Origin of the sequence: Marinovum sp., from assembly GCF_034669705.1 — a bacterium.
Classification (GTDB): Bacteria; Pseudomonadota; Alphaproteobacteria; order Rhodobacterales; family Rhodobacteraceae; genus Marinovum.
Window position 1 is genome coordinate 75,957 of the sequence record NZ_JAXMOR010000021.1, and the last position, 11,186, is coordinate 87,142.

An 11,186-nucleotide genomic window follows, 5' to 3' on the forward strand; every position below is an offset into this window, starting at 1 on the left:
GCGAAAGGCCCGTTGGCAGAAAATCGCCAATATTTGAACGGTGTTTGATGACCCCAAATCCCCATGCCGACGCTGTCCCGCTGGTCGAAATCCACCGCGGTCCCTTCCTCGAAAGCCTGCACCACGGTCACGCCGTGATCTGTGATGCCAGCGGCGCGATCACCGAAGCCTGGGGCGACCCCGAGGCGGTGATCCTGCCGCGCTCCTCGATCAAGATGATCCAGGCGCTGCCGCTGCTGACCAGCGGTGCCGGTGCCGAACTCGACAGCCGTCGACTGGCGCTGGTCTGTGCCAGCCACCAGGGCGCGGCGATCCACACCGACCTTGCCAACGACTGGTTGGCCAGCATGGGGCTGGGCGAGGCGGACCTGCGCTGCGGCCCGCAATGGCCGGACGACCGCGACGCCCAGGCCGAACTGATCACATCCGGCGAGAAACCCTGCCAGGTGCACAACAACTGTTCCGGCAAGCATTGCGGTTTCCTGATGCTCAACCAGCATCTCGGCGGCGATGCCGAGTATGTGCGGCCCGATCACCCGGTGCAGCGCGCGGTGCTTGCCGCCTATGAGGAGGTCACCGGCGAGACCAGCCCGGGCTATGGCATCGACGGCTGTTCGGCGCCGAATTTCGCCGCCTCGCTGAAGGGTGTCGCCCGCGCCATGGCCTGGTTTGCCAGCGCCGGCCAGCGCAGCGACACCATGAGCCGGGCCGCCACCCGGCTGGTTGCGGCGATGCACCAGCACCCTGATCTGGTGGCCGGCGAGGGCCGCGCCTGCACCGAGCTGATGCGCGCCATGGACGGGGTGGTGATCAAGACCGGGGCCGATGGCGTCTTTACCGCGATCCTGCCGCAACAGGGCCTCGGCGTCGCGCTGAAGATCGCCGATGGCGCCACCCGCGCCAGCGAAGCGATGATGGCGCAGCTGCTGATCCGGCTCGGCGTGCTTGCGGCCGATCACCCGGCGGCGTTGCGCCGGGTCAACCACGTGATCCAAAGCCGCCGCGGCATCGAGGCCGGGCTGATCAAGACCGTGGAGGGCGTCTGATGCCTGTCGAGGCCGTCGTCTTCGACATCGGCAACGTGCTGATCGAATGGAACCCCGAACGATTCTATGACGCGCGGATCGGTCAACAGCGCCGGTCGCGGCTGTTTTCCGAGGTGCCGCTGCTCACCATGAACGATGGCGTAGACCGCGGCGATGATTTCGCCACCTCGGTCTCGGCGCTGGCGGCGGCGCATCCGGACTGGGCCGAGGACATCGCCTGCTGGCACGACAACTGGATCGAGATGGCGAGCCCGGCGATCGACCGTTCCGTCAGGTTGCTCAGGGCGCTGAGGGCGCGCGGCGTGCCGGTCTTTGCGCTGTCGAACTTCGGCCGCGCCACGTTCGACATCGCCTGCGCGCATTACCCGTTCCTCACCGAGTTCGACCAGCGCTACATTTCGGGCCATATCGGCGCAATCAAGCCCGAGCCGCGGATCTACGAACTGCTCGAGAGCACCTGTGGCGTGGCGCCGGGCGGGCTGCTCTTTGCCGATGACAGGGCCGACAATATCGCCATGGCCGAGGCCCGCGGCTGGCAGGTGCATTTGTTTGACGGTCCCGACGGATGGGCCGAACGGTTGGTGGCCGAAGGGCTGCTGGAGCAGGAGGAAGCAGCATGAGCGTACCCTTTATCAGTTTCGACGAGGGCGAGGCGCGGCTTGACTGGCTGCGCCTGACCGAAGCGCTGGCGGCCGGACACGCGCGGCCCAAGGCCGAGATCGGCGACACCTTCCTGCGCCGCGGCGACGACACGATCCTGAGCCGCGCCGCCTGGATCGACGGGCTGGGCTCGCTGGTCAAGACGGCGACGATCCATCCCGGCAACGCGGCGGCGGGCCTGCCCAGCATCAACGGCGCGGTGAGCCTGTTCGACGACCGGACAGGGGTGCTGGCGGCGATGGTGGATTTCCACCTGGTGACCAAGTGGAAGACCGCCGGCGATTCGCTGCTGGGCGCCCTGCGGCTGGCGCGCAAGGATGCGCGCAAGGTGCTGATCGTCGGCGCCGGCACGGTGGCGCGGTCGCTCTACGAGGCCTTTGGCGCGGGCTTTCCTGACGCCCGTTTCACCATCTGGAACCGCACCGCGGCCAAGGCCGAGGCGCTGGCGGCAGAGTGCCCCGGCATGACGGTGGCCGAGGACCTGGAGGCGGCGGTACGCGACGCCGACATCGTGGTCTGTGCCACCATGTCGACCGAGCCGGTGATCCGCGGCGACTGGCTGCAGCCGGGCCAGCACCTCAACCTGATCGGCGCCTATCGCATCGACATGCGCGAGGTCGATGACATGGCCCTGCAGCGCGGCCGGGTCTTTGTCGACAGTTTCGACACGACCATCGGCCATATCGGCGAGATCGCCATCCCGCTGGAGAGCGGGGCGATCGCGCGGGGTGACCTGCTGGCGGATTTCTACCAGATAGAGGAAATGCGGCGTCAGGAGGACAGCGAGATCACCGTGTTCAAGAACGGCGGCGGCGCGCATCTCGACCTGATGACGGCGCAGCATATCCTTGATCAGTGGAGCGACCAGGCCGCGCGACTTGCGCCACAGTCCTGAAGGTTTCCTTTTGATCGATTCTGGAGGCTGCACCAGCGGTCCGTCGAGGCCCGGTGCGGAATAAGGCCGCCAGGCCGCCGCACCATCGCCAGACCGCCCCACCGGGCTGGCGATTTGGCCTCTGACTGCGGATCATCGAAGGCTTCTACGGGATCGGCTGCCATAAAGCGCCAGCACACCGGCGTCGGATCGCCACCCCGCGGTCTGGCGATGGCACGGCTCGTGCCACAGTCCTGAAGGCTTCCTTGTGATCAATTTTAAGGGCTGAACCTGCGGTCCGTCGAGGCCCGGTGCGGAACAAGACCGCCAGGCCGCCGCACCATCGCCAGACCGCCCCACCGGGCTGGCGATTTGGCTGCTGCCTGCGGATCATCGGGAGGTCCTACGGACTTGGCTGCCATAAAGCGCAAGGATACCGGCGTCGGATCGCCACCCCGCGGTCTGGCGATGGCACGGCTCGGCTCAGGCCGCCATCGGCAGCGGCCGGGTTTCCTTCACCGGCAGATGCACCACTGCGGAAAACGCCCCGACGCCGACACCGATCCACCAGACCATGGTGTAATCACCGTAGAGGTCATACATCCGCCCGCCCAGCCAGACGCCGAGGAAACTGCCCAGCTGGTGGCTGAAGAAGACGATGCCGTAGAGCGTGCCCATGTAGCGCAACCCGTAGAGATGCGCGATCAGCCCCGAGGTCAGCGGCACCGTCGCCAGCCAGAGCGCCCCCATGGTGACCGAGAACAGCAGCACCGTCGCGGGGGTGATCGGAATCAGGATGAACATCGCCGCCACCAGCGTGCGACCGGCATAGATCCCGGCCAGCAGGTATTTCTTGGAATAGCGTTTGCCGAGGTAGCCTGCAGTCAGGGTGCCTGCGATATTGGCCAGCCCGATCAAGGAGATCGCCCAGGCCCCCAGTGCCGAGGTGGTGGTGATGCCGATGTTGTGCAACACGCTGCCCGGCACGATCGGGCCGCACATCTCGGTCACCAGCGCCGGAAAATGCGCGGTGACAAAGGCCAGCTGGTAGCCGCAGGAGAAAAAGCCGAGAAAGATCAGCGTGTAGGATGGATCGCGGAACGCCCGGCCGAGGATCACGCCCATGCTTTCCTCGAGCTCGGCCTTGCTGGCGGGCTGCGGCGCGCGCATCAGCGGCAGCGCGAGCAGCGCGCCGAGAATCACCACGGCAAAGACCAGGAACACGCTCTGCCAGGCCATCAACCCGAGCAGATATTCCGCCACCGGCGCGCCGAACACCTGCCCGGCGCTGCCAGCGGCGGTGGCGATGGCGAGGCTCATCGAGCGGTTCTCGTCGGAACTGGCGCGGCCGACCACGGCGAGGATCACGCCGAACCCGGTGCCGGCGATGCCGAAGCCCACCAGCACCTCGAGCATCTGGTGCGCCTCGGGCGTCACCGCAAAGGACGACAGCACGAGACCCGCGGCATAGATCACACCGCCCAGCACGATCGCCACCCGGTCGCCCAGACGCTCGCCCACCATGCCAAAGATCGGCTGGCCGATGCCCCAGGCGAGGTTCTGGATGGCGATCGCCAGCGAGAACTCGGCGCGCAGCCAGCCGAAGTCCTCGGCAATGGGGATCTGGAAGACGCCGAAACTTGCCCGCACGGCAAAACTCAGCAGCATGATGAAGCAACCGACGACCAGAACGGGGGTGAACAGCGGGGTGCGGGCCTGCATGGCGGCCTCCTGTCAGCAAAAACCGGGCGACCCTAGCGGATCTGCCGGTCCGGTCAATTCGGCAATTGTGACGGGTAAAATCCGCAGGGACGCGCGTGCCGCCGACCCGATCCGGGGCCATTGCGCGGCCGGCCATGAGGTCCCGGATCAGGTCCGGGACGGGGTCCTGGACGGCTGAGGCCAAGCGCGCTCTGGGCAAGCCCGGACTGGCGGGCTATGTGCAGCGCATGAAGACGATGCAGGATATCTACGCCGCCCGGGTGGCCGAGGGAACACTGGAGCCGGATGACGCCCAGCAAGCGGTGCTGCCGGAGTTCGAACGGATCCGCGCGGCGCTGGCGCAACCGGTGAAACGCGGGCTGTTCCGCAAGGCGCCTGAGCCACCGAAAGGGCTCTACCTCTGGGGCGGGGTCGGGCGCGGCAAGTCGATGCTGATGGACCTCTTTGCCGATACGCTCAAGGCGCAGGACATCCCGGTCCGCCGGGTGCATTTCCATGCCTTCATGCAGGAGATCCACAAGGGCATGCACGCGGCGCGGCAGTCCGGCGCCAAGGATGCGCTGGCGCCGGTGGCGAAACGCGTGGCCGAGGGGCTGCGCTGCCTTGCCTTCGACGAGATGCAGATCACCGACATCACCGATGCCATGGTGGTGGGCCGGCTCTTCGAGTTCCTGCTCGAGGCCGGCGTGGTGGTGGTGACCACCTCCAACCGGGTGCCGGACGATCTCTACAAGGACGGGCTCAACCGTCAGCTCTTTTTGCCGTTCATCGAGACCATCAAGCAAAGCCACGTGGTCTGGGAACTGGTCAGCCCGCGCGACTACCGCCAGGACCGGCTGTCGGGTGCACAGGTCTTCTTCACCCCGGCCGATGATCGCGCCCGGCGCGAGATCGAGCAGGTCTGGGAACATCTGACCGGCGGGCAGGGGGCACCGCTGACGCTGGTGGTCAACAAGCGCGAGGTCGAGATCCCGGCGTTTCACAATGGCATGGCGCGGGCCAGCTTCTACGATCTCTGTGGCCGCCCGCTGGGCCCGGCGGATTACCTGGCGCTGGCCGAGGCGGCCCGGGTGCTGATCCTCGAGAACATCCCGCAGCTTGGCCGCAGCAACTTCAACGAGGCCAAGCGTTTCGTGACGCTGGTGGATGCGCTCTACGAGGCGCGGGTCAAGCTCGTGGCGAGCGCCGCGGCCGACCCTGAATATCTCTACATGGAAGGCTCCGGCGCCTTCGAATTCGAGCGCACCGCCTCGCGCCTGCGGGAAATGCAGGACGCCGATTGGGGCCGTGACGCCTGAGGCGGGGGCGGGAGAAAAGAACTTTCTGCCTCCGGCGGGAGTTTATCCGGCAAGATGAAGACGGAGACCCGCTCCTGTCTTCATCTTGCCCGCCAAACTCCGGGGGTCTGGGGGCTGGCCCCCAGCTGCAAGGCCGGACTAGAGCGGCTTGCCCTGCATCAGGCGCGGGACATCTCCGGTCAGCCCGGCGGCCTCGCGGATGAAGCTTCGGCGCAGGGCAGGGACCGCGTTGACCAAGCCCATACCAAGGTCGCGGGTGGCGCGCAGGATCGGATTGTCGTTGGAAAACAGCCGGTTGAACATGTCGGTGGCCGTGGCCAGCGTGGCGATGTCGACACGGCGCCAGGCGGCGTAGCGGTCGAGCACCAGCGGGCTGGCGATATCTTCGCCGCGGCGCGCGGCCCCGGTCAGCACCTCTGTCAGGGCGGCAATGTCGCGGAAGCCGGCGTTCAGCCCCTGGCCGGCGATCGGGTGCACCCCGTGGGCCGCATCGCCCACCAGCGCGAGCCGCGGCGCGGTGAGGGCGTTGGCCAGCGACAGGCTGAGCGGATAGGAAAAGCGCGCGCCGGCCAGGGTGATTTCCCCCAGAAAATCGCCGAAACGGGGGCGCAGGATGGCGAGGTAGTCGTCGTCCGGCAGCGCGCTGATCGCCGCAGCCTGGGCGTGGCTCTCGCTCCAGACGATCGAGCTGCGGTTGCCGGTCAGCGGCAGGATGGCAAGCGGGCCCGCCGGCATGAAGAACTGGTGTGCGCAGCCGTGATGCGGGCGGTCGTGGCCGATGGCACAGACCAGCGCGGTCTGGCCGTAGTCGCGCTCGGTGCGGGCGATGCCGGCGCGCCTGGCAGTGCCCGAGCCGCGGCCGTCGCAACCAACCAGCAGCCGACCGGTGACGGTCCGGCCCGAGGCGAGGGTGACGCTGGCACAGGCGGGATCGGTGGTCTGGGCGGTGACAGTCTCGCCGGGCAGGTGGGTGATTGCCGGCTCGGCAGCGAGGGCGTCCTGCAGGCAGCGGCGCAGGTGGCGGTCCTCGACCATGAAGCCCATCGGGCCTTCCTCGATCTCGTGGTGATCGAAATGCACGAAGAAGGGCGCCGGGCCTTCGCCCGCGCGCCCGTCGGAGACCTTGATGTCGCATATCGGCTGTGCCGCGGGGGCGAGCCTGTCCCAAAGCCCGAGCGCCGCCAGCATCCTCTGCGCGGTGAGCGCCAGCGCATAAGAGCGGCCGTCGAAGTTGTCGGCGCGCTGGGCGGTGGCGTCTTGGGCGTCGATCACGGTGGCGGAAAACCCGGACCGGGCCGCCGCCAGCGCCAGAAGCGGGCCGTTCAGCCCGCCGCCGACAATCAGGATATCGCTGTCATAGGTCATGTCGCGAATATGGCCTCTGCGGCGGGATTGTCCATGCGCTTCGCGGCCGCTACCGTGCGGCGAAAAGGAGGCGCATGATGCAGGACTGGCTTTGGATGACGGCGGCGGACCTGGGTCGCGCCATCGCGGCGGGCGAGATCGACCCGGAAGCGCTGACCGAGACCTATCTGGCGGCGATCGCCGGCCATGAGCATGGCGCCAGCGTCTATGCCCGGCTGACCGAGGCGCGCGCCCGGGCCGAGGCGGCGGCGGCGGCAGAGCGCGCCCGTGCCGGGCGGCGGCTGTCGCTGCTCGACGGGGTGCCGGTGTCGTGGAAGGACCTTTTCGACACCGCCGGGGTGGCCACCGAATCCGGCACCGCGCTGCTGAAGGGCCGGGTGCCGGCGCGCGATGCCGAGGTTCTGCGCAATGCCAGCGCCGCCGGGCTGGTCTGTCTTGGCAAGACGCACATGAGCGAGTTTGCATTCTCCGGCCTGGGGCTGAACCCGATGACCGCCACGCCGCCCTGCGTCAATGGCGACGGGGCGGTGCCGGGCGGGTCGTCCTCTGGCGCGGCGACCTCGCTGGCCTACGGTCTGGCGGCGGGCGCGATCGGTTCCGACACCGGCGGCTCGGTGCGCATTCCGGCGGCCTGGAACGATGTGGTGGGCCTCAAGACCAGCCATGGCCGGGTTTCGACCGAGGGGGTGGTGCCGCTGGTGCCCTCCTTCGACAGCGTCGGGCCCTTGGCGCGCACGGTGGAGGATGCGGCGCTGTTGCTGGCCGCACTCGAGGGCCGCAAGCCGGTCGACCTGCGCGGGGCGTCGCTGGCGGGGCGGCGCTTTGCCGTGCTCAGGACAGTGGCGATGGACGGGGTGCGCGAGGCACCGAAGGCGGCCTTCCGGAGCGCGGTCGAGCGGTTGCGCGGCGCCGGGGCGCTGGTCGAGCCCGTCGAGGTGCCAGAAGTGACGGAGGCAATGGCGCTGTCGGGTATCCTCTTTGCGCCCGAGGCCTATGGCATCTGGGGCGAGCTGATCGAGACTGCGCCCGAGAAGATGTTCGCGCCGATCCTCGAGCGGTTCCGCAGCGGCCGCGAGGCCAGCGCCAGCGCGCTGATCGTGGCGGGGACGGTGCTCAAGCGGTGCAAGGCGGCCTATTGGCAGGCCGTGGCGGGCTATGATGCGGTGCTGATGCCGACCGCGGCCAACCTGCCGCCGGATCACGAGCGCCTGCTGAGCGACGAGGGCTATTACGTGACCGAGAACCTGCTGACCCTGCGCAACACGCGGATCGGCAACCTGATGGGGGGCTGCGGGTTGAGCCTGCCCACCGGGGTGCCGAGTTGCGGGCTGCAGATGCTGGCCCCGCCGATGGCCGAGGAGCGGCTGTTGCGGCTGGGTGCGGCGGCGGAGCGGGCCCTGGGGTAGGGGGCCACCCGGATGCGCGGGGGCGGTGGGTTGCAAACCCACCCTACCGGCGTGGGATGGTGGGTTGCAAACCCACCCTACGTAGGCGGGGCGATAGCTTGCAGGCTCACCTCATGGGGTTGCGGCAGTGGGGTGCAAACCCACACCCCGTGACGGGCCCGGTCGGGTGGGGTTCACGCCACCGCATGGACGCGCCCACGCCACCGTAGGGTGGGTTTGCAACCCACCGCGTGACGCAACGGCATGTCGGCCCCGCCCGCCGGCGCACCCCACCGCACCGCGCTTTGGCTGGCGCAAATGCCACAACCCCTTACCGGATCGTGTCTTTTTCTGGACGGCGGCGGGGCGGTGCCGTATTCTTGACCTCAAACGGGGCGAAAACGACCCCGTCATCCGAGGCAGAAAAGCAGTAACCCCATGTTCCCCGAACGGTTTTCGAACCTTCCGGCCTATGCGTTCCCGCGTCTGCGGGCGCTTTTGGACCCTCATGCACCGGCTGCGGCGCATGAGCACGATGTGCTGCACATGACCATCGGCGAGCCGCGGCACGGCTTTCCGCCTTTCGTCGAGCAGGTGCTTTCGGAGAACATCGCCGGATTCGGCAAGTACCCCCCGAATGACGGCACGCCCGAGCTGCGCGCCGCGATCGCCGGCTGGGTGCGGCGCCGCTACGGCGTGACGCTCGATCCCGAGACCCGTGTGATGCCGCTCAACGGCTCGCGCGAGGGGCTTTACAATGCCGCGATGGCGCTTTGCCCGGAGCAGAAGAACGGCCAGCGACCCATCGTCCTGACGCCGAACCCGTTCTATCAGGTCTACATGATCGCGGCGATCTCGGTGGCGGCCGAGCCGGTGTTCGTGCCGGCGACCGGGGACACTGGCCATCTGCCGGACTATGCCGGGCTGCCCGAGGAGGTGCTGAACCGCACCGCCATGGCCTATATCTGCTCGCCGGCCAACCCGCAGGGGGCAATTGCCAGTGCCGCCTACTGGCGCGACCTGATCGGGCTGGCGGAACGGTACGACTTTCGCATCGTGGCGGATGAATGCTACTCCGAGATCTACCGCGATGCGCCGCCCACCGGCGCGCTCGAGGTGGCCGAGGAGATGGGCGCCGATCCAGAGCGGATGGTTCTGATCAACTCGCTGTCCAAGCGCTCGAACCTGCCCGGCCTGCGCTCGGGCTTCATCGCCGGCGGGCCGCAGAGCATCGCCCGGGTCAAGCAGCTCAGGGCCTATTCCGGCGCGCCGCTGCCCCTGCCGCTGCAGAAGGTGAGCGAGCGGGTCTGGGCGGACGAGGCGCATGTGGACGAGAACCGCGCGCTCTATCAGGCGAAATACGCCGTGGCGGACGAGGTGTTTGCCGAGGTTGCAGGCTACATGCCACCTGAAGCCGGGTTCTTCCTCTGGCTGCCGGTGGCGGACGGCGAGCGCGCCGCATTGAAGGCGTGGCAGGAGACGGCGGTGCGGGTGCTGCCCGGTGCCTACCTGTCGCGCGATGTTGCCGGGGCGAACCCGGGACAGGGATACATACGGGTCGCCATGGTGGCCCCAATAGACGACATGCGCCGCGGGCTCCTGCGCCTGCGCGACTGTCTGTACGAGGTGAGGTGACAATGGCTTTTCAGGCACGGGGACGCGATCCGCTACTCGACAGCAACACGCAGGCCGCGGTTGAAAAACGCGGCAAGGAACTTTTCGGCATCGCGCTGATCCTTGTGGGTCTGGCGGCGGCGGCGATGATCTATTCCTACACCCCGGAAGACCCGAGCTGGATGTCGGCCACCGATGCGCCGGTGCAGAACTGGATGGGCCGGGCCGGCGCCTCGATCGCCGCGCCGCTGTTCATGATCGTCGGCTGGGGCAGCTGGGGCGTGGCCGTGGCCTTTCTGGCCTGGGGGGTGCGGTTCGCGCTGCATCTCGGCTCTGACCGGGCGCCGGGACGGGCCGTTTTCGTGCCGATCGCCATCGCGCTGGCCGCGGTCTATGCCGCGACGCTGGTGCCGGGGCCGGACTGGACCCATGCCTTCGGGCTTGGCGGGCTGTTCGGCGATACCGTGCTGGGCTCGGTGCTGACGGCAATGCCGGTGGGCTCGTCGCTGGTGGTCAAGTTGGCCTCGCTGGTGATGGGGCTGGCGATCCTTGCGGTTGGCGCCTTCGTGCTGGGCTTTACCGTGCCGGAACTGAAATCCATCGGCCGCTTCCTGCTGGTCGGCATCATCATGGCCTATGTCAGCCTGCTCAAGCTGCTGGGCCAGGGTGCCCAGGGCGCGATGGGCGCGGCCCAGACCCTGCAGGCTCGCCAGGCCGAGCGCCGGGCGCAGCGCGCCGAAGAGCAGCGCCAGGCCGAGGAATGGGCGGCGCAGCAGGCTGCCGCCGCCGAGGCTGCCGCCGCCAAGGCCTATGTGCCGCCGGTGCCAGAGGAGGTGCCGGCCCACAGCCAGCCCGAAAAACCCGGCCTGCTGGCGCGCATGCCCGCGCTCATCCGCCGGGCCGAGCCCGAGCCGGACGAGATGCCCTCGCCTGAACTGGTCGAGAACGACGGCCCGCTGATCGAGCCCGACATGCCCGGCGAGGACCGGATTCGGGCCAAGATCACCTCGGTCATCAAGGACCGGGTGCGCCGCAACCCCGCGATCCAGGTCGAGGCGGTGGCACCGCTGACCCGCGGTCGCGGCCATGGCCCCGATCCGCTGATCTTCCGCGCCCCGCCGCCGGTACGCGCGGAGACACCCGAACCGCCGCTGACCGCGCCCGCCGCCGCGATGCCGGCCGAGCCGCCGCTGACCGCCGCCCCGCGCGCGGTCGAGCCGCC

General features: G+C 68.6%; 9 protein-coding genes. 7 read left to right on the forward strand and 2 right to left on the reverse strand.

What is annotated here, in order from left to right; translation table 11 throughout:
- The first annotated feature begins 47 nt into the window (after window positions 1-47).
- Genes VOI27_RS15170 through VOI27_RS15180 form a run of 3 tightly spaced genes read left to right on the forward strand, consistent with a single transcriptional unit; the run spans window position 48 to window position 2,601 of the window.
- On the forward strand, window positions 48-1,046 hold the full coding sequence (locus VOI27_RS15170; protein ID WP_323766203.1) for an asparaginase: 999 nt from the start codon (window positions 48-50) through the stop codon (window positions 1,044-1,046).
- Window positions 1,046-1,666, forward strand: coding sequence for an HAD family phosphatase (locus VOI27_RS15175; protein ID WP_323766204.1), 621 nt, complete (start codon window positions 1,046-1,048; stop codon window positions 1,664-1,666). The genes VOI27_RS15170 and VOI27_RS15175 overlap by 1 nt, the downstream gene beginning before the upstream one ends.
- Window positions 1,663-2,601 carry an ornithine cyclodeaminase family protein gene (locus tag VOI27_RS15180; protein WP_323766205.1) on the forward strand — a complete coding sequence of 313 codons (939 nt, stop codon included), beginning with the start codon at window positions 1,663-1,665 and terminating at the stop codon, window positions 2,599-2,601. Before VOI27_RS15175 ends, VOI27_RS15180 begins: the two co-directional genes overlap by 4 nt.
- A gap of 462 nt (window positions 2,602-3,063) precedes the next feature.
- On the opposite strand, the gene VOI27_RS15185 is transcribed toward VOI27_RS15180, so the two are convergent.
- Entirely contained in the window at window positions 3,064-4,302 is a 1,239-nt protein-coding gene (locus VOI27_RS15185; RefSeq protein ID WP_323766206.1) for an MFS transporter, read from the reverse strand.
- A gap of 227 nt (window positions 4,303-4,529) precedes the next feature.
- Between VOI27_RS15185 and zapE the strand changes: the two genes are divergently transcribed.
- On the forward strand, window positions 4,530-5,600 hold the full coding sequence (gene zapE, locus VOI27_RS15190) for a cell division protein ZapE (protein ID WP_323766207.1): 1,071 nt from the start codon (window positions 4,530-4,532) through the stop codon (window positions 5,598-5,600).
- Between the two features lie 138 nt (window positions 5,601-5,738).
- On the opposite strand, the gene VOI27_RS15195 is transcribed toward zapE, so the two are convergent.
- Window positions 5,739-6,965, reverse strand: coding sequence for a UbiH/UbiF/VisC/COQ6 family ubiquinone biosynthesis hydroxylase (locus tag VOI27_RS15195; protein ID WP_323766208.1), 1,227 nt, complete (start codon window positions 6,963-6,965; stop codon window positions 5,739-5,741).
- 77 nt (window positions 6,966-7,042) lie between these two features.
- Between VOI27_RS15195 and VOI27_RS15200 the strand changes: the two genes are divergently transcribed.
- From VOI27_RS15200 to VOI27_RS15210, 3 genes are all read left to right on the forward strand, one after another.
- On the forward strand, window positions 7,043-8,371 hold the full coding sequence (locus tag VOI27_RS15200; RefSeq protein ID WP_323766209.1) for an amidase: 1,329 nt from the start codon (window positions 7,043-7,045) through the stop codon (window positions 8,369-8,371).
- Between the two features lie 417 nt (window positions 8,372-8,788).
- Complete coding sequence (locus tag VOI27_RS15205; protein ID WP_323766210.1) at window positions 8,789-9,985, forward strand: aminotransferase class I/II-fold pyridoxal phosphate-dependent enzyme; 1,197 nt, start codon at window positions 8,789-8,791, stop codon at window positions 9,983-9,985.
- Between the two features lie 2 nt (window positions 9,986-9,987).
- Window positions 9,988-11,186, forward strand: a 1,199-nt coding sequence (locus tag VOI27_RS15210) for a DNA translocase FtsK 4TM domain-containing protein (protein WP_323766211.1), incomplete at its 3' end; no start/stop codon positions are given.

What these genes read in the sequence shown, in the direction of transcription:
- VOI27_RS15170 (WP_323766203.1), top strand. Translation starts at nt 48, where the DNA reads ATGACCCCAAATCCCCATGCCGACGCTGTCCCGCTGGTCGAAATCCAC.
- VOI27_RS15175 (WP_323766204.1), top strand. Translation starts at nt 1,046, where the DNA reads ATGCCTGTCGAGGCCGTCGTCTTCGACATCGGCAACGTGCTGATCGAA.
- VOI27_RS15180 (WP_323766205.1), top strand. Translation starts at nt 1,663, where the DNA reads ATGAGCGTACCCTTTATCAGTTTCGACGAGGGCGAGGCGCGGCTTGAC.
- VOI27_RS15185 (WP_323766206.1), bottom strand. Translation starts at nt 4,302, where the DNA reads ATGCAGGCCCGCACCCCGCTGTTCACCCCCGTTCTGGTCGTCGGTTGC.
- zapE (WP_323766207.1), top strand. Translation starts at nt 4,530, where the DNA reads ATGAAGACGATGCAGGATATCTACGCCGCCCGGGTGGCCGAGGGAACA.
- VOI27_RS15195 (WP_323766208.1), bottom strand. Translation starts at nt 6,965, where the DNA reads ATGACCTATGACAGCGATATCCTGATTGTCGGCGGCGGGCTGAACGGC.
- VOI27_RS15200 (WP_323766209.1), top strand. Translation starts at nt 7,043, where the DNA reads ATGCAGGACTGGCTTTGGATGACGGCGGCGGACCTGGGTCGCGCCATC.
- VOI27_RS15205 (WP_323766210.1), top strand. Translation starts at nt 8,789, where the DNA reads ATGTTCCCCGAACGGTTTTCGAACCTTCCGGCCTATGCGTTCCCGCGT.